The sequence below is a fragment of the Rhodococcus sp. Eu-32 genome, from assembly GCF_003336925.1.
Lineage (GTDB): Bacteria > Actinomycetota > Actinomycetes > Mycobacteriales > Mycobacteriaceae > Rhodococcoides > Rhodococcoides kyotonensis_B.
Genome location: NZ_QGNK01000030.1, coordinates 24,579 through 42,555, shown reverse-complemented (window position 1 = coordinate 42,555; position 17,977 = coordinate 24,579). Strand labels below are relative to the sequence as shown.

18 protein-coding genes are annotated in these 17,977 nt (G+C 66.4%); 11 read left to right on the top strand and 7 right to left on the bottom strand.

The window, feature by feature from the left end:
* The first annotated feature begins 9 nt into the window (after positions 1-9).
* The 4 genes from DK926_RS24615 (at position 10) to DK926_RS24600 (ending at position 3,144) form a co-directional block, all read left to right on the top strand.
* Positions 10-1,158: a nucleotide disphospho-sugar-binding domain-containing protein gene (locus DK926_RS24615; protein ID WP_207890907.1), complete on the top strand. Its 1,149-nt coding sequence runs from the start codon at positions 10-12 to the stop codon at positions 1,156-1,158.
* Positions 1,159-1,182: 24 nt separating this feature from the next.
* Positions 1,183-1,377, top strand: a complete 195-nt coding sequence (locus DK926_RS24610) for a DUF3046 domain-containing protein (protein WP_068428893.1) — start codon at positions 1,183-1,185, stop codon at positions 1,375-1,377.
* Between the two features lie 173 nt (positions 1,378-1,550).
* Complete coding sequence (gene recA, locus DK926_RS24605; RefSeq protein ID WP_068428896.1) at positions 1,551-2,588, top strand: recombinase RecA; 1,038 nt, start codon at positions 1,551-1,553, stop codon at positions 2,586-2,588.
* Between the two features lie 7 nt (positions 2,589-2,595).
* Positions 2,596-3,144 (top strand): regulatory protein RecX, encoded by a 549-nt coding sequence (locus tag DK926_RS24600; protein WP_114332580.1) that lies wholly within the window; start codon positions 2,596-2,598, stop codon positions 3,142-3,144.
* 109 nt (positions 3,145-3,253) lie between these two features.
* On the opposite strand, the gene DK926_RS24595 is transcribed toward DK926_RS24600, so the two are convergent.
* The 4 genes from DK926_RS24595 to DK926_RS24580 form a co-directional block, all read right to left on the bottom strand.
* Positions 3,254-4,138 carry an amino acid ABC transporter permease gene (locus DK926_RS24595; protein ID WP_114332591.1) on the bottom strand — a complete coding sequence of 295 codons (885 nt, stop codon included), beginning with the start codon at positions 4,136-4,138 and terminating at the stop codon, positions 3,254-3,256.
* Positions 4,138-4,815 (bottom strand): amino acid ABC transporter permease, encoded by a 678-nt coding sequence (locus DK926_RS24590; RefSeq protein ID WP_068428901.1) that lies wholly within the window; start codon positions 4,813-4,815, stop codon positions 4,138-4,140. The genes DK926_RS24595 and DK926_RS24590 overlap by 1 nt, the downstream gene beginning before the upstream one ends.
* Positions 4,816-4,899: 84 nt before the next feature.
* Positions 4,900-5,736 (bottom strand): glutamate ABC transporter substrate-binding protein, encoded by an 837-nt coding sequence (locus tag DK926_RS24585; RefSeq protein WP_068428906.1) that lies wholly within the window; start codon positions 5,734-5,736, stop codon positions 4,900-4,902.
* A 70-nt stretch (positions 5,737-5,806) separates the two neighbouring features.
* Entirely contained in the window at positions 5,807-6,535 is a 729-nt protein-coding gene (locus DK926_RS24580) for an amino acid ABC transporter ATP-binding protein (protein WP_207890908.1), read from the bottom strand.
* 208 nt (positions 6,536-6,743) lie between these two features.
* Between DK926_RS24580 and miaB the strand changes: the two genes are divergently transcribed.
* Both miaB and DK926_RS24570 read left to right on the top strand, forming a co-directional pair.
* Positions 6,744-8,282 carry a tRNA (N6-isopentenyl adenosine(37)-C2)-methylthiotransferase MiaB gene (miaB, locus tag DK926_RS24575; RefSeq protein ID WP_114332578.1) on the top strand — a complete coding sequence of 513 codons (1,539 nt, stop codon included), beginning with the start codon at positions 6,744-6,746 and terminating at the stop codon, positions 8,280-8,282.
* Positions 8,279-8,887: a hypothetical protein gene (locus DK926_RS24570; RefSeq protein WP_114332590.1), complete on the top strand. Its 609-nt coding sequence runs from the start codon at positions 8,279-8,281 to the stop codon at positions 8,885-8,887. The genes miaB and DK926_RS24570 overlap by 4 nt, the downstream gene beginning before the upstream one ends.
* A gap of 4 nt (positions 8,888-8,891) precedes the next feature.
* Here DK926_RS24570 and DK926_RS24565 read toward each other — a convergent pair whose 3' ends face one another.
* Positions 8,892-10,316 carry a DUF349 domain-containing protein gene (locus tag DK926_RS24565; protein WP_114332577.1) on the bottom strand — a complete coding sequence of 475 codons (1,425 nt, stop codon included), beginning with the start codon at positions 10,314-10,316 and terminating at the stop codon, positions 8,892-8,894.
* A 183-nt stretch (positions 10,317-10,499) separates the two neighbouring features.
* On the opposite strand from DK926_RS24565, the gene DK926_RS24560 reads away from it, so the two are divergent.
* From DK926_RS24560 to DK926_RS24540, 5 genes are read left to right on the top strand one after another with little or no spacing between them, the layout of a single operon-like run.
* Complete coding sequence (locus DK926_RS24560; RefSeq protein WP_243637009.1) at positions 10,500-11,219, top strand: hypothetical protein; 720 nt, start codon at positions 10,500-10,502, stop codon at positions 11,217-11,219.
* A complete protein-coding gene (gene miaA / locus DK926_RS24555; protein WP_114332576.1) occupies positions 11,216-12,139 on the top strand; it encodes a tRNA (adenosine(37)-N6)-dimethylallyltransferase MiaA in 924 nt (307 codons plus the stop codon). The genes DK926_RS24560 and miaA overlap by 4 nt, the downstream gene beginning before the upstream one ends.
* Positions 12,140-12,149: 10 nt before the next feature.
* The gene (gene dapF, locus DK926_RS24550; protein WP_114332575.1) at positions 12,150-13,019 is read left to right on the top strand and encodes a diaminopimelate epimerase; all 870 of its coding nucleotides are present in this window, start codon (positions 12,150-12,152) and stop codon (positions 13,017-13,019) included.
* Between the two features lie 45 nt (positions 13,020-13,064).
* A complete protein-coding gene (gene hflX, locus DK926_RS24545; RefSeq protein WP_243637008.1) occupies positions 13,065-14,594 on the top strand; it encodes a GTPase HflX in 1,530 nt (509 codons plus the stop codon).
* Positions 14,595-14,601: 7 nt separating this feature from the next.
* Positions 14,602-15,618, top strand: coding sequence for a hypothetical protein (locus tag DK926_RS24540; RefSeq protein ID WP_243637007.1), 1,017 nt, complete (start codon positions 14,602-14,604; stop codon positions 15,616-15,618).
* A gap of 6 nt (positions 15,619-15,624) precedes the next feature.
* Here DK926_RS24540 and DK926_RS24535 read toward each other — a convergent pair whose 3' ends face one another.
* Together DK926_RS24535 and DK926_RS24530 are read right to left on the bottom strand one after the other, a co-directional pair.
* A complete protein-coding gene (locus tag DK926_RS24535) occupies positions 15,625-15,882 on the bottom strand; it encodes an HPr family phosphocarrier protein (RefSeq protein WP_068428923.1) in 258 nt (85 codons plus the stop codon).
* Positions 15,883-15,918: 36 nt separating this feature from the next.
* Positions 15,919-17,970 carry a fructose-specific PTS transporter subunit EIIC gene (locus DK926_RS24530; protein WP_114332574.1) on the bottom strand — a complete coding sequence of 684 codons (2,052 nt, stop codon included), beginning with the start codon at positions 17,968-17,970 and terminating at the stop codon, positions 15,919-15,921.
* Between the last annotated feature and the right edge of the window lie 7 nt (positions 17,971-17,977).

Sequence of the window (17,977 nt, the reverse complement as noted above, 5' to 3'; positions counted from 1 at the left end):
CTGAGCGTCGTGCGAGTAGCAGTGGTGGCGGGACCTGATCCAGGACATGCTTTTCCGGCGATCGCACTGTGCCTGAGGCTGATCGAGGCGGGCGACAGTCCGGTTCTGTTCACCGGGTCCCGGTGGCTGGTTGCGGGCACCGAGGCCGGCATCGACACTCGCCTGCTGAAGGGACTCGCGCCGCGCCCGGAGGACGACGACATGGATGCGGGCCAGCGGATCCACGCGCGCGCCGCGTTCATCTCGACCGAGTTGCTTCCCGATCTGAGGGACGTCGCACCCGACCTCGTCGTGTCCGACATCCTGACGGCGGGAGGAGGTATTGCCGCCGAACGTCTCGGCATTCCGTGGGTCGAGCTCGCGCCGCACCCGTTGTACGCGCCATCGAAGGGCTTACCGCCCATCGGCAGTGGGCTCGCCCCGGGAACCGGTATCCGCGGGAGGATCCGCGACGCACTGATGCGGTCCGCGACGGGACGGTCCATCGCGCGCGGCAAGGCGCAGCGCGGTCTCGCGCGCGAGAGCGTGGGTCTGCCTGCGGAGGATCCGGGACCCGTCGCACGACTGATCGCGACCATCCCCGCACTCGAGGTTCCGAGGCCGGACTGGCCCGCGGAGGCACACGTCGTCGGCCCGCTGTTGTGGGAGCCGACGGCCGAGACGTTGTCGGTCCCGGACGGCTCGGATCCCGTCGTGATGGTGGCGCCGTCGACGGCGTTCACCGGCGCGCACGGCATGCTCGACGCGACCCTGGAGGGCCTGTCCGGACGTGGCGTCCGGGTGGTCGCGTCGATGCTCGACGAACCGCCCGCCGATCTACCGAGCTGGGCCAACGCGGGCCTGGGGCGTCAGGACGAGCTGCTGACGCACGCGGACGTCGTCGTCTGCGGCGGCGGACACGGCATGCTCGCGAAAGCGCTGATCCACGGAGTACCCGTCGTCGCGATTCCCGGGGGCGGGGATCAGTGGGAGCTCGCCAATCGCGCCGAACGGCAGGGGAGCGCCGTCGTGGTTCGGCCGCCGAGCCCACAGGCAGTGGCCGACGCGGTTCTGCGTGTGATCGGGGATGCGGCGTTCGCGCGTGCCGCGGAGGCGGCCGCAGCCGGCGCCGCCGACGTGAAGGACCCCGTGGAGGTCTGCCACCGCGAGCTGGGGTGACGCATCGTCGGTTACGGTTGACGTGTGCGTCTGACCGAGTTTCGTGAGTTGCTGACAGAAGAGTTCGGCCAGGTTCGGGGAGATTCCATGCTCGTCGATCACGTCATCCAGAGCCTGGGCGGGCAGACCGGGGCCGAAGCGATCGAAGCCGGGGTCGATCCACGCGACGTGTGGCGTGCCCTGTGCAGCGAATTCGACGTGCCGCGCGATCGCTGGTGAAAGTTCCGTCGGCGTGTCGATAGCCCGAATCGAACTATCGAACACGTGTTCGCCTATGCTGGTGTCATTCGGTGCGCAGCGGTTCGAGACGTTTTCTGTCGGTGCCTAGCTCTACCGTTACCGGCAACACGTTCGACGCGAAGCTGAACGAGACCATATACGAGGAGATCACGATGCCTGCTTACGATCGCGACAAAGCGCTCGATCTCGCCCTTGCGCAGATCGACAAGAACTTCGGCAAGGGATCGGTGATGCGCCTCGGTGACGAGGTTCGTCAGCCGATCGCTGTCATTCCCACCGGCTCGATTGCTCTGGACGTCGCGCTCGGCATCGGCGGTCTGCCGCGGGGCCGCGTCATCGAGGTCTACGGTCCGGAATCCTCCGGTAAGACCACGGTTGCGCTGCACGCTGTGGCGAATGCGCAGCGCAACGGCGGAATCGCCGCGTTCATCGACGCGGAACACGCACTCGATCCCGACTACGCCAAGAAGCTAGGCGTCGACACCGATGCGCTTCTGGTCTCTCAGCCGGACACCGGTGAGCAAGCGCTCGAGATCGCGGACATGCTGATTCGCTCCGGCGCACTCGACATCCTGGTCATCGACTCGGTGGCAGCGCTCGTGCCGCGCGCCGAGATCGAGGGCGAGATGGGTGACAGCCACGTCGGTCTGCAGGCTCGACTGATGAGCCAGGCGCTGCGCAAGATGACCGGTGCTCTGAGCAACTCGGGCACCACGGCGATCTTCATCAACCAGCTGCGCGAGAAGATCGGTGTCATGTTCGGATCGCCGGAGACCACCACCGGTGGTAAGGCGCTCAAGTTCTACTCGTCCGTCCGCCTCGACGTTCGTCGTATCGAGACCCTCAAGGACGGTACCGAGGCAGTCGGTAACCGTACGCGCGTGAAGATCGTCAAGAACAAGGTCGCGCCGCCGTTCAAGCAGGCCGAGTTCGACATCCTGTACGGCAAGGGCATCAGCCGTGAGGGCTCGTTGATCGACATGGGCGTCGAGCACGGGTTCATCCGCAAGTCGGGCTCGTGGTTCACCTACGACGGTGACCAGCTCGGCCAGGGCAAGGAGAACGCCCGTAAGTTCCTGCTCGAGAACCCGGACGTTCGCGACGAGATCGAGAAGAAGATCATGGAGAAGCTTCAGATCGGTGCCGACGTCACGGCCACCGACGACGCGGCTGCTCCGGTCGACTTCTGACGCTCCGATGCCGGCAGTGGAGGGTGGTGGAACCGAAGCGCAGGCGAAGGACGTCTGCCTTCGGTTGCTGACCGACCGTGCTCGGAGTCGTCACGAGCTCGAGACGAGTTTGGCGAAGAAGGGCTTCTCTGCGGAGGTGTCCAGTGCCGTTCTTGCTCGTCTCGAAGCGGCCAAGCTCGTCGACGACGCCGCGTTCGCGGAGCAGTGGGTCCACTCGCGGCACACGTACTCCGGCAAGGGCAAGCGTGCGATCGGCCTGGAACTCCGCAACAAGGGTGTCACGGGTGCGCACGCGCAGAACGCGCTGGATCAGATCGACAGCGACGACGAACGCGCACGCGCAACGGAACTGGTCCGCAAGAAGTGTCGAACACTTCGGCTGCCGAGTCCGAATGACCCCGATGCGCGTGCAGAACGAGACAAGATTGTCCGCAGGCTCGTCGGAATGCTTGCGCGCCGAGGCTATTCGCAGGGCATGGCGTTCGGAATCGTCAAGTCCGAACTCGATGCGCTCGGTGCCGACACCGAAGACTTCGACGGTGAACACCTCGGGTGATCGTCCACCCGTAACTACCGTCGAAAACGCGAGGCCCGCAACACGATCGATCCGTGTTGCGGGCCTCGCCTCGTATGTGGGCGCCTCGTAGATCAGGATCCTGTGGAGATCAGGCTGCTCCGGCCGGGCCGCCACCGAAGTCCGCGGCTGCCACCACACCGCCGCCGCCGGTCCTGCGCTTCTTCTGCCGCATCCGTCGTTCGACGACGGTCGCGAGCTTCGTCAGCAGCGAGTTCACGATGATCATGATGATCGCGACGATGATCAGAGCCGGCAGGTAGTTGCCGTAGAACGCACCGACCTGCTGACCGGCGCGGACCACTTCGACGTAACCGATGAGGTAGCCGAGCGCGGAGTCCTTCAAAGCGACGACCATCTGCGAGATGATGGCAGGCAGCATCGCCGTGATCGCCTGCGGCAGCAGGACGATTCTCATGACCTGGCCCTTGCGCATACCGAGCGCCGAGGCGGCTTCGGTCTGGCCCTTCGGCAGCGAATTGACGCCCGCGCGAACGATTTCCGCGATGACCGAACCGTTGTACAGCGTCAGGCCGGTGACCACCGCGGCGAGAGCCAGGTACTTGACCTTGAAGACCTCGTATTCCGCGTACACCGCGTAGAGGAAGATCATCAGGATCAGAACCGGCACTGCTCGGAACAATTCGACGATCACGCCGCTGACGACGCGGACCGACCGATGATCGGACAGTCGGCCGATGCCGAGGACTGCACCGAGGATCAGCGCGAAGACGATCGACAGTGCGGCGGCGACCAAGGTGCCCTGGAGACCCGGCAAGAGGTAGGTGGTCCAGGTCGTCGATTCGAGGAACGGATCCCACTTGTCCGACGTCAACTGGCCTTTGGCGTCGAGCGCGCGGTAGATCAGGTAGGCGATACCGAGGGACACCACCAGCACGACGCCGGACAGGATGCGATAGCGCATTCGCGCTTTGGGTCCTGGAACGTCGTAGAGAACGGCTACGGCGTCACTCATCATTTCACCGCCAATCGCTTGCTGAGGTAGCCGAACAGAAGCCCGGTCGGAAGCGTCAGGATGACGAAGCCGAGTGCGAAGATGCCACCGACGACGAAGATCGCGGCCTCGTTCTCGATCATCGTCTTCATGAGCAGCGAGGCTTCCGCGACGCCGATCACGGACGCGATGGTCGTGTTCTTGGTCAGTGCGATCAGGACGCTGCCGAGCGGCCCGATCACGGCTCGAAACGCCTGTGGGAGAACGACGATCGTGATGTTCTGGGTGAACGTCATACCGAGCGAACGGCCCGCTTCGGCTTGACCGACCGGAACGGTGTTGATGCCGGACCTCAGAGACTCGGCGACGAACGACGCCGTGTAGACACTCAGTCCGAGGATCGCGAGCCGGAAGTTGTTGTCCACCAAGAACGTCGGAGAATCCTGAGGCGCCAATGCGACACCCATCGTCTGGTACAGGCCGAACGACGTGAACAGGATGATCAGCGTCAGGGGAGTGTTACGGAAGATCGTGACGTATCCGGTGGCGATGGCGCGCGCGATCGGAATCGGTGACACGCGCATCGCCGCGATGATGGTACCGATGATCAGGGCGCCGATCGCGGACAGAACCGTCAACTTGATGGTCATGATGAACGCGTCGACGAGTTGATCGCCGTACTTGCTCAGAAGGTTCAATGTGGGGATGTCCTATCGGCTCGAATGGACCGCCTCGCCCCGGTGCGCCGACATTCGGTGCGCACCAGGGCGAGGCGCAGAGCGTCAGTAACGGTCGACGGTCGGCTCGGCGGGCAGCTCGTACCCGGATGCACCGACGGTCTCCTCGAACGCGGTCGCCCATGCGCCGCTCGTGACCATCTCCTCGATGGCGTCGTTGATCTGGTTGCGTCCCTCGGTGTCGTCCTTCGCGAGGCCGATGCCGTAGTTCTCGGTGGTGAACGGCTCTCCGACGACCTTCAGCTCACCGGGGTACTGCGCCGCGTAGCCGGCGAGAATGATGTCGTCGGTGGTGACGGCGTCGACGGCGCCGTTACGCAGGGCCTCGACGCATGCGGAGTAGGTGTCGTACTCCTGGAGCTGGACGTCCTGGGCGTACTTGTCCTTCACGTTCTGTGCCGGGGTGGAACCGGTGACCGAGCACAGCTTCTTGCCGCCGTTGAGCGAGTCGGGGCCCGTGATGTCGGTGTTGCTCTCGGAGACCAGGAGCGACTGTCCGGCAACGAAATACGGTCCGGCGAAGCCGACCTTCTCCTTGCGGGCGTCGGTGATCGAGTAGGTCGCGACGACGTAGTCGACCTCGCCGTTCTGGATCAAGGTCTCGCGCTGTGCGGACGGAGCTTCCTTGAATTCGATGTTCTCCTCGGACACGCCGAGCTGTCCGGCGACGTACTTGGCGACCTCGACGTCGAAGCCGCTGAAGGTGCCGTCGGGGTTGCGGAGGCCGAGGCCGGGCTGATCGTACTTGATGCCGACGATCAAGTTGCCGCTCTCTGCGCTCGACGAGACGCTGCGCGCCTCTTCGCCGCCGCCGCAGGCGGTAGCGACGACGGCGAGTGCTGCGATCCCGGCAGCGAAGCGAAGCGTGCGGTTGATTCTCACTGGTGTTCCTCCATGGTTGGTCCTGCGAGTGATGCTGTGACGGTGGATGATCCGACGAGCTCGAACACGCTCAGTGTCCGAGGATCTTGCCCAGGAAGTCCTTGGCGCGGTCCGATTTCGGCGACGTGAAGAACGTCTCCGGGTCGGTGTCCTCGACGACGGCGCCGTCGGCCATGAAGATGACGCGGTCGCCCGCCTTGCGCGCGAAGCCCATCTCGTGGGTGACGACGAGCATCGTCATGCCTTCCTTCGCGAGCGAGGTCATGACGTCGAGCACTTCGTTGACCATTTCGGGGTCGAGTGCGGACGTCGGCTCGTCGAACAGCATGACCTTCGGGTTCATGGCGAGGGACCGTGCGATGGCGACGCGCTGCTGCTGTCCACCGGACAGCTGTGCGGGGTACTTGTCGGCCTGGTTGGCGATGCCGACGCGTTCGAGGAGCTTCAGCGCGTTCTCGCGTGTCTCGTCCTTCTTCAGCTTGCGCACCTTGAGCGGGGCCAGCATGACGTTTTCGAGAATCGTCTTGTGCGCGAACAGGTTGAACGATTGGAACACCATGCCGACGTCCGCACGCAACGCGGCGAGCGCCTTGCCTTCGGCGGGGAGGACGGAACCGTCGACCTCGATCGTGCCGGAATCGATGGGCTCGAGCCGGTTGATGGTGCGGCACAAGGTCGACTTACCCGAACCGGACGGTCCGAGCACGATCACGACCTGACCGGTCGGTACGTCCAGATCGATGTTCTTGAGGACGTGCAGATCGCCGAAGTGCTTGTCAACCGACTTCAGGGAGATCATCGGGGGTCGCTTGGCAAGAGCGCCGGAGGCCGGCGCGTCGGTAGCGTGCGTCATACGGCAGAACCCTATTCGTAGTTTGGTTGTCGGCAGCGCTTTTCACCCGACAATGGGGATTATGTAATGGAAACTTTACTGTCGGTCGGTACCGGTCCTCGAGGCGCGTCGGTCCCCGGCGTCGGCACGACCTGCCGGGCCGTACCCTGGAGGGGTGGAAACGAGTCACCTGGATACCCCCCTCGGCACCGACGACACCGCGCGGAGCTACGAAGTTCGGACCCACGGGTGCCAGATGAACGTGCACGATTCGGAGCGTCTGGCGGGCCTGCTCGAGGACGCGGGGTACGTACCCGCAGCCGAAGGCGTCGACGCGGATCTGGTGGTCTTCAACACGTGTGCGGTGCGTGAGAACGCCGACAACAAGCTGTACGGAAATCTCGGCATGTTGCGTCCGGCCAAGCGTCGGAACCCGGGCATGCAGATCGCGGTCGGCGGATGCCTCGCGCAGAAGGACCGCGACACCGTCGTCACCAAGGCGCCGTGGGTGGACGTCGTCTTCGGTACCCACAACATCGGCTCGTTGCCGGTTCTGCTCGAACGCGCGCGGCACAACGACGAGGCGCAGGTCGAGATCCTCGAATCTCTCGATGCGTTCCCGTCGACGCTGCCCGCCAAGCGTGAGTCGCCGTACGCCGGCTGGGTGTCGATCTCGGTCGGCTGCAACAACACGTGCACGTTCTGCATCGTCCCGGCGTTGCGCGGCAAGGAGATCGACCGTCGCCCGGGGGACATCCTCGCGGAAGTGCAGGCGCTCGTCGACCAGGGTGTGCTCGAAGTGACGCTGCTCGGTCAGAACGTGAACGCGTACGGCGCATCGTTCGCCGACCCCGAGTTGCCTCGTGACCGAGGTGCATTCGCGTCGTTGCTGAAGGCGTGCGGACACATCGACGGACTCGAACGCGTCCGCTTCACCTCGCCGCATCCGGCCGAATTCACCGACGACGTCATCGAGGCGATGGCGACGACACCCAACATCTGCCCGACGTTGCATATGCCGCTGCAGTCCGGTTCGGACCGCATCTTGAAGGCGATGCGACGTTCGTATCGGCAGACGAAGTTCCTCGGCATCATCGACAAGGTTCGCGCCGCGATGCCGAATGCTGCGATCACCACCGACATCATCGTCGGATTCCCCGGAGAGACCGAAGAGGATTTCGAGCAGACGCTCGAGGTGATGCGTCGCGCACGCTTCTCGAACGCCTACACCTTCCAGTACTCCAAGCGTCCGGGAACGCCGGCCGCCGACATGGACGACCAGGTGCCGAAGGAAGTCGTGCAGGAGCGGTACAACCGGCTGATCGCGCTGCAGGAGGAGATCGTGCTCGAGGCGAACCGCGAACTGGTCGGCACCGAGGTCGAACTGCTCGTTGCCTCGAACGAAGGCCGCAAGAACGCGGCGACGCACCGGATGAGCGGCCGTGCCCGCGACGGCAGGCTCGTCCACTTCGGTACCGAGAATCACCGCGGCGAGCAGATTCGTCCCGGCGACGTCGTGACGACGACGGTCACCGCCGCCGCCCCGTACCACCTGATCGCCGATTCCGGAGTTGCGACGCATCGGCGCACCAGGGCCGGCGACGCCTACGAGCGCGGAGAACTACCCAAGACAGCCCCCATCGGCGTAGGTCTGGGGCTGCCGTCCGTCGGCGCCCCGGCTCCGATGCCCGTGCAGACAGGATGCAGCGCATGAGTTCCGATCGCAGGACACCCGACAACACGACACCCGACGGCCAGAAGCCCGACTACGACACCGCCGAGCGTCGCATCGACTCCGAGATCGATCCGGGAGTGCGAGCGGTGGTCGTCGCCGTCCTCGTGCTCGTTCTGCTCGGCACGCTCGCGTTGCCGCACGCAGGCGGCGCGACGGGCTTCGACGTGCTGTCCGGCAACTCGTCCGCCCTGGGCGAGTCCATCGCACTGCCGTCGCGCATCTTCGAATGGTTCGTGCTCGTCTTCGGCATCGTGTTCTCGGTGCTGGCGTTGGTGACGCGAATCTGGGCGTTGGCCTGGGCGGCGCTGTGCGGATCCGCCGTCGCATGCGTCTTCGGGATGCTGTCGATCTGGTCGCGTCAGACGTTGCCGTCCGACGCGTCCGGGGGCGGCCCGGGTATCGGCCTGATCGTCGCGTGGATCGCCGTGCTGCTGCTGACGTTCCACTGGCTCAAGGCCGTATGGAACAAGACCACCGCACAGCTCGAGGCGCAGGAACGCCGTCGGCGTGCTGCCACCGAGGCCGAGCAGAACTCGCAGTGGGCCGGACCCGTCCTGGGACGGCCGACCGACCGCAAGCGCTGATCGTCTACCGCTCGCCGACGGCGCCCTCGGCGGCGTCGGCCCATTCACGCCACTGCTGAGCCTGCTCGAGAGCCTTCTTCGCGTCCTTGTCCTTGCCCGCGGCCTGAGCCTTCGCAGCCTGCTCCTCGAACTGCGCGACGCGCTCACGGAACTGCGCCGCGCGAGCCAATGCCTCCGGGTCGGTCCGTCGCCACTGGTCGTCCGCGGCGTCGCGGACCGTCTTCTCGATGGCGCGTAGCTTGCCCTCCAGGTCGTGCATGCGATCGCGGGGAACCTTGCCGATCTCGTCCCACTTCTCCTGGAGATCCCGCAGCGACGCACGGGCGGCTTCGAGATCCTTGGCCGGATCGATGTGGGTGTAATGGCTCAGCAGTTCTTCCTTCGCGGCGGCGTTGGCCTCGAACTCGGCGTCACGCTCGGAGGCTGCTGCGTTCCGCGCCGCGAAGAACACGTCCTGCGCGGCCTTGAAGTTCTTCCACAGTGCGTCGTCGGCGTCGCGTGGCGCTCGTCCGGCTGCCTTCCATTCGACGAGCAGGTCGCGGAACGCCCCGGCGGTCGGACCCCAATCGGTCGACGACGACAGCGCACGCGCCTGTTCGACCAGCTCTTCCTTGCGTGCCTTGGCGGCCCCGCGCTCGCGGTCGAGGTCGGCGAAGTGTGCTCCTCGACGACGGTTGAAGTTCTCGCGCGCCTTCGAGTAGCGCTTCCAGAGCGCGTCGTCCACCTTGCGGTCGACGCCGCGGATGGTCTTCCACTCGTCGAGGATCTCGCGGAGCCGATCGCCGGCGTGCTTCCACTGCGTGGACTCGCTACCGATCTGTTCGGCCTCGGCCGCGAGTTCCTCCTTGCGCGAGGTGTGCGCCGCGCGCTCGAGTTCCTTCTCGTGCTTCGCCACGGCTGCCGCGGCCTCCGAATGCTCGACGACGACCTCGAGCCGACGGGTCAGCGCGTCGATGTCGCCGATGATCGCCGCGGTCGGAATGGACTCGAGCAGCGCTTGCGCGGCCGCCTTCGTCTTCTTCGCGTCACCTGAGCCGGCCGTCAGCCGAGCTTCGAGCAGCGCGACCTCGGTGGACATGTCGTCGTAGCGACGGCCGAAATGCGCGAGACCTTCGGCGGCGTCACCGGCCTGCCACGATCCGATCCGACGTTCGCCGTCGGGTGTCGTCACCCAGGCGGTGCCGTCGTCGTCGACGCGGCCGAACTTGCTCGGATCGCTCGGAGGCGCGACGGTGGGCGTCACGGACGCGACGTGCGACGAGACAGGATGAGGTTTGGCCACCCCCGGAGTCGACGGCTTTGCTGCCTTCTGCGATACGCCGCCAGGCTTCGGAGCGCCCGGCTTCGGACCGCCGGGCTTGGGGCTTCCGGGCTTCGGACCTGCAGATTCGGAAGAGCCGCTGCTGGTCGTGCCACTGGGGTCGGTCATTGTTCCTCGTCTCTGCCGCGCGTCACGGCTGCCTCTATCGCGCTGTGGTCACCGATGAACACCATTGAACTCGGTGTCGCCGGTTCCGACCATTGAAACAGGTCGGAGAGCAACAGACGATGTCGTACGCCAACGGCGGCATCCGTGTCGGCGCATTCGCGTCCACCGACTAGCGTGGTCGTCGTGTTCCGCGCAGTGGCCCTGGTGCCGTCCCCGCCCCTGTTGGTTCCGGAGTTGACCGGCGGTGGAGCCTCCGAGACGGACGCAGTACGTCGCGCGGCATTGGATGCCGCGACCCGACTCGGCCGCGTCGCCACTCGGTGGATTGCGCTCGGTGTGGCCGACGAGCCTGCGACCGTGCCGCCCGTCGCGCGTGGCTCGTTCCGCGGATACGGGGTCGACGTCGAGGTCGGCCTGTCCACCGACGCGGCGCAGACGGACGACCGGATGCCGCTGGCGGCGTTGATCGCCGGGTGGCTGCGCGGCCATGCCGTTCCGGGCGCCGTCGTCGAAGCGCGCATCGTCGCCGCCGACACGGATGCGTCGACCTGCCGCCGCCTGGGCCACGAACTTCGGCAGCGCATGGACGCCGACGACGAGGACTGGGGTGTGCTCGTCGTCGCGGACGGTTGCACGACGCTGACACCGAAGGCGCCCGGGTCGTTCGACGATCGCGCGGCCGCGTTCCAGTCCGGGCTCGACGACGCACTCGAACGCGCCGACGTCTCGTTCCTCGCCGGGATCGACCGTGATCTGTGCCGAGAGCTCGGCGCGTCCGGTGCCGCAGCGTGGCAGGTGTCGGCAGCCGTCGTCGGCGACGACGTCGTGAATTCGATTCCGTTGCACAGGGGAGCGCCGTTCGGTGTCGGCTACTTCGCCGGATTCTGGGAGCCGTCGGCATGAGTTCGCGCACTCCGATCGCGGTCGTCGGACCGACCGCGACCGGGAAGTCGGACCTGGGGCTCGACCTCGCCGAGACCCTGGACGGCGAGATCGTCAACATCGACGCGATGCAGCTCTACCGCGGGATGGACATCGGCACCGCCAAGCTGCCCGTGCACGAGCGGCGGGGGATTCCGCATCACCAGCTGGACGTACTCGACGTCACCGAGATTGCAACGGTGGCCAAGTACCAGGCGTCGGCCGTCCGGGACGTCGAGGAGATCGCGGCTCGCGGCAAGGTGCCGATCATCGTCGGCGGATCGATGATGTACGTCCAGTCGCTGCTCGACGAGTGGGCGTTCCCTGCAACCGATCCCGAGGTGAGGGCACGCTGGGAGCAGGTACTGGCCGACGGTGGGACCGAGGCGGTGCATCGCGCGCTGACCGCGGCCGATCCGGAGGCGGCGGCGTCCATCCTCCCGACCGACGGCCGTCGCATGGTGCGCGCACTGGAGGTCGTCGAGATCACCGGGCTGCCGTTCGCGGCGTCGGCGCCTACGATCGGGACGCCGCGGTGGGGCACGCGCATCCTGGGAGTGGATCGCGACACCGGCGAACTCGACGAGCGGATCGCCCGACGAACGGATCTGATGTTCGAGTCGGGCCTCGTCGACGAAGTCGCCGCGCTGGTCGATCAGGGGCTGCGTGACGGCGTCACCGCGTCGAGGGCCATCGGATACGCCCAGGTGCTGGACTACCTCGCCGGCGACACCGACCTGGATTACGCGCGGGAGCGCACGTTCATCGGCACGCGTCGTTACGTTCGTCGGCAGCGGTCGTGGTTTCGGCGTGACCCCAGGGTGCAGTGGCTCGACGGCGCGGACGCCCGGTTGTCCGAGACAGCACTTGCAGCCGTCTCCGGGCGTGGCGCCCAGCGGTAGGATTTCGACCATGCATTTTGCCAAGGGCCACGGAACGCAGAACGACTTCGTCGTGCTGTTCGATCCCGACGTGAAGATCGAATTGCTGCGCACCCGTGTCGCCGCGCTGTGCGATCGACGTCGCGGGATCGGCGCCGACGGTGTGTTGCGTGTCGCTCGAGCAGGCGCGCTGCGCGACGCAGGCGTCCTCGACCGGCTGCCGGTCGGCGTCGGCGCGGACGACTGGTTCATGGACTACCGCAACGGTGACGGCACCATCGCTGAGATGTGCGGTAACGGTGTCCGGGTTTTCGCGCATTACGTGCGTGCACACGGCCTCGTGGACGGCGACCGGTTCGTCGTGGGGTCGCGGGCAGGAGCGCGACCGGTCACCGTGCACAAGTTCGACGAGACGAACGCAGACGTGTCGGTCGAGATGGGCGACGTGCAGCTACTGGGGGCCAGCAGCACCACACTGGGTGGCCGGACGTTCGACGGCATCGGCATCGATGTCGGCAACCCGCATCTGGCTTGCGTCGACGCGTCCGCCGACGTCGTGTCGCTGCGAGAGCTGGATCTGTCGACTCCTCCCGATCTGGACGCGGACTTCTTCCGTAACGGCGCGAACGTCGAGATCGTGACGCGTCTGCAGTTCGGCCGGGTCGACATGCGTGTGTTCGAGCGTGGCGTCGGGGAGACCCGCTCGTGCGGCACGGGGACGGTCGCGGCGGCGGCAGCGGCACTGTCCTACGAAGGCCTCGATTCGGGTTCCGTCGTCGTCGGCGTTCCCGGTGGCGAGGTCACCGTGACGATCGACGACTCCGGCTCGGTGCTGCGCGGACCGTCGGTTCTGCTCGCCGAAGGCACCGTCGACGACACGTGGTGGCAGGAGCTCGGCTGAAACTCACGTGCATGCGCTGCTGATTTCGTGGATGATGGACAGTACATGACTGAGACACATCACCCTGAAAACCACGTGGGCCCGGAGGCCGACACCGATTCCGCCGAGCGCTGGACGCCGCAGGAATCGGAAGCGTGGTCGAGGCGCATCGCCCGATCCCCACTTCCGCTCGACGAGGACGCTCCCTCGTCCGGTGACATGCAGCTCGAAGAGCGCACGGCGCTCCGACGCGTCGCAGGCCTGTCCACCGAGCTCGCCGACGTCACCGAGGTCGAATACCGACAGCTACGCCTCGAACGCGTCGTGCTCGTCGGTGTCTGGACCAGCGGCACGGCCGCGCAGGCCGAGAACAGCATGGCCGAGCTGGCTGCGCTCGCCGAGACCGCCGGCTCCGAGGTGCTCGACGCATTGATGCAGCGTCGCGACAAGCCCGACCCCGCCACCTACATCGGTTCGGGTAAGGCACACGAGCTACGCGACGTCGTCCTGTCCACCGGCGCCGACACCGTCATCTGCGACGGTGAACTGACTCCCGCACAGCTCAATGCGCTGGAGAAGGTCGTCAAGGTCAAGGTTATCGACCGTACGGCGTTGATCCTCGACATCTTCGCCCAGCACGCGACGTCGCGCGAGGGCAAGGCTCAGGTCGCGTTCGCGCAGATGGAGTACATGCTTCCGCGACTGCGCGGTTGGGGTGAATCGATGTCCCGGCAGGCCGGTGGTCGTGCCGGCAGCAACGGCGGTGTGGGTCTGCGTGGTCCCGGTGAGACCAAGATCGAGACCGATCGTCGTCGTATTCGCGAACGTATGGCCAAGCTGCGACGCGAGATCAAGGGCATGAAGCAGGCCCGTGACACCAAGCGTGAACGCCGGGTGGGAAGCACGACGCCCAACATCGCGATCGTCGGATACACCAACGCCGGCAAGTCGAGTCTGCTCAACAAGCTCACCGGTTCCGGTGTGCTCGTGCAGAACGCTCTCTTCGCGACGCTGGATCCGACGTCGCGGAAGTCGACGCTCGACGACGGTCGCGCGATCGTGCTCACCGACACCGTCGGATTCGTGCGGCACCTGCCGACCCAGCTCGTCGAAGCATTTCGTTCGACGCTGGAAGAGGTGACCGACGCAGACCTGCTGCTGCACGTCGTCGACGGGTCGGATCCGCTGCCGACCGATCAGATCAAGGCCGTGCGCGAGGTCATCATGGACGTCGTCAAGGAGCACGACGCCCCGATGCCACCCGAGTTGATCGTCGTCAACAAGATCGACGCCGCCGATCCCGTCCAGCTGACGCAGCTGCGTGGACTGCTTCCCGGGGCACGGTTCGTCTCGGCGCGCACGGGAGAGGGCGTCGCCGAATTGCGCGACCATCTCGGCGAGATCCTTGCCTGGCCCGAAGCCGAGGTCGACGTGTTGATCCCGTACACGCGTGGCGATCTCGTCGCTCGTATCCACTCCGAGGGACGCATCAGCGAGTCGACGCACGAGGCGGGGGGCACGCACGTCGCTGCGCGAGTTCCCCACGCTCTCGCGTCGGTGTTGTCGGACTTCGCCTACGACGCCGTCACCGCCTGACCTTCACATGAGGGGTGTTGCCGTCACCGGTCTCGTAGGTGCGCTGATGCTCGTCCCGGCTACCGCCGACGCAGAGCCCGACGTTCGACAGGAACAGTTCGAGACCCTGTGCACACCCACCGATCCGGGGCTGGACGAGTTGTCGGGGCTCACGGCCATCGAGGGTGAGCTGTACGCGATCGGGGACAGTGGAACCGATCACCGGCTCGCGGTCCTCGACAGCTCGTGCGCTGTGACGCGGTGGCTCGACGTGCCGGTCGATCCGTACGACGTCGAGGATCTCGGCTCGCACGACGGCCGACTGTGGCTGTCCGATACCGGCGACAACCTGCGTAGCCGCGACACCGTCGCACTCACGAGCATGGATCCGTCGACCGGTGAGGGTGAGCTGCACCGGCTGACCTTTCCGGACGGCCCGCACGACGCCGAAACCCTCCTGATCGAACCCGGCGGACGTCCGGTGATCGTCACGAAGGAAGTATCGGGCGTCAGCGGAATCTACGTCCCGGCCGGCGACGAGACCGTCGAGCAACTGGCGTCGCCCGGTCCCACTCCACTGAAGAGGGTGGGGGAGCGCGCATTCCAGCGGACCGACACGCCCGGGGGCCCGCCGTTCATCACCGGATCGATTCTCGCGACGGGTGGTGCGGTCAGTCGGGACGGTGCCGTCGCGGCCGTGCGCACCTACACCGACGTCTACCTGTTTCCGGTGACCGAAGGTGACGTCGCGGGTGCGCTGACCGGAGACCCGGTCGTCGTCGCGCTGCCGTCGGAGCCTCAGGGCGAGGCAGTCGCTTTCGACACCGACGGCACTCTGCTCGTGGCGTCGGAGGCTGCGGGTGGTCCTGTGCCTCCGATCCAGATGCTGCGTGACGCGACATCGTTGGTGGAACCGCCACCGGCGACGGCAGCGACCGACACGTCATCGGGTGGCCGATGGTCGTTCGGTGCGCTTGCCGCCGCCGGTGTTCTCGCTCTCGCGTCGACTGCCTACGCGTTCGGGCGGACCCGAACACGTAGCTAGCAGGAATCAGGCGTCGAGGTCGGACTCGACGAGAGCCACGATCTTGTCGAGCGTCGCCTGGTCGTCGCTCTCGACGGTCACCTCGGTGCCCTTGGTGGCGCCGAGGGTCATGATCATCAGAGCGGATCCGGCGTCGACCGGCTCCTGGTCCGCCACCGCGAGGGTGACGTCGACGCCGGCTTCGGCGACTGCCTCGGCGATCAACGCTGCGGGACGAGCGTGCAGACCGATGGACGATCCGACGGTGACTGTGGTGCTGGGCATGTGATTCTCCTGCAGGGTTAGAGAAGTGGGTGGGGATCAGGCGGCGACGACGTCGGGGTCGAGCGCTTCTTCGGTCGGAGCGTTCTTACCCTTGACGAACTGCTTGGCAAACACGACGAGCAGAGCCGACACGACGGTTCCGGCCGCGAGAGCGATGAGGAACCAGACGATCTTGCCGATGGCGAAGAAGACGAAGATGCCACCGTGCGGGGCACTGAGCGTGACGTCGGTTGCCATGATGAGGGCACCGGTGACAGCACCGCCCGCCATCATCGACGGGATGACGCGCAGCGGGTCGGCTGCGGCGAACGGGATGGCGCCTTCGGAGATGAACGCCGCGCCGAGGAACCATGCCGCCTTACCGTTCTCGCGCTCGGCTTCGGTGAACAGCCTCGGACGAATGGCCGACGCGAGTGCCATCGCGAGCGGCGGAACCATACCGGCAGCCATGACAGCAGCCATGATGCGCAGCGATGCGGTGTCGGTCACCGACAGGCCCGCGGTGGCGAATGCGTACGCGGCCTTGTTGACCGGGCCACCGAGGTCGAAGCACATCATCAGGCCGAGAATGACGCCGAGGATGACCACCGAGCTGCCGCTGAGGCCGTTGAGCCAGTTGGTGAGTCCGCTGGTGATCGCGGCGAGCGGCTTGCCGAGCACGAGGAACATGATTCCGCCGACGATCAGCGTCGCGAACAACGGAATGATGACGACGGGCATGAGGCCACGCAGCACGGCCGGAATGCGCCACTTGCTGATCCACAGTGCGACGAAGCCTGCGATCAGACCACCGACGAGACCGCCGATGAAGCCTGCTCCGACGAGCACCGCAACGGCACCGGCCGTGAATCCTGGTGCGAGACCCGGTCTGTCGGCGATGGCGTACGAGATGTAGCCGGCCAGGGCGGGCACGAGGAAGCTGAACGACAGCGCCCCGATCTGGAACAACACGGCTCCGAGGTAGGCGGTCAGTCCGCCGTCGGGAAGAGACGTGATGGAGTTGTTGACGACGATGTCCTCGGCGACGCCGGAGATCTCGTATCCGCCGAGCAGGAAGCCGAGCGCGATGAGCAGACCGCCTGCCGCGACGAACGGGATCATGTAGCTGACGCCCGTCAGCAGGATCTGCCGAATTCGCGTGCCCCAGCCGAGTTCACCTGCGGCCGCGCTGCTTCCGCTCGAGGATGCTGCGGTCCCGGATACGCGAGCTGCGTTGGGGTCGTACGACGCACGCAGTGCCTCGGTGACCATGACGTCGGGCTCGTTGATGGCGCGCTTGACGCCGGACGACACGACGGGCTTGCCCGCGAAGCGTTCCTTGCCCTTGACACCGACGTCGGTGGCGAAGATGACGGCTTCTGCGCTCGCGATGACCGACGGGTCGAGGGGAGTGCTTCCGCTCGATCCCTGGGTCTCGACGTGCACCTTGACACCTGCTCGCTCACCGGCTGCAACGAGTGAGTCGGCGGCCATGTAGGTGTGCGCGATACCGGTCGGGCATGCCGTGACCGCGACGATGTGCTTCGGCGCGTCGGCGGGTGCGTCGGCAGCGGGTTCCGCAGTGGCAGGCGCAGCTGCGGGAGCGGCGGCAGGTGCCGCGGCGGGTGCAGCCTTCGGTGCCGGGTTGATGACGCCGTCGACCAGCGCGACCACGTCGGCCGCGGTGGCGGCGTTGCGCAGCGACGCGACGAACTCCGGCTTGACGAGAGCACGCGCGAGGCTCGACAGCAGCTTCATGTGCGCCGATCCGGCTCCGGTCGGAGCTGCGATCAGGAACACGAGATCGGCAGGGCCGTCCGGTGCTCCGAAGTCGACCTTCGGGTTCAGTCGAGCGAAACCGAGCGAAGCCGAGGTGACGGCGTCGGCGCGGCAGTGCGGGATCGCGATCCCACCGGGCAGACCGGTCGCGGACTGAGCCTCGCGGGCGAGGGCGGCGTCACGCAGCGGCGCGGCGTCGGTCGCGCGGCCTGCGGCGGCAAGAGTCTCGGACAGTCGTTCGATGACAGCATCTTTGGACTCGCCGAGGTCCGCATCGAGGAGGATGAGCTCCTCCGCGATGATCGCGGGATCGTGGGTTGGTGTGGACATGACGGCT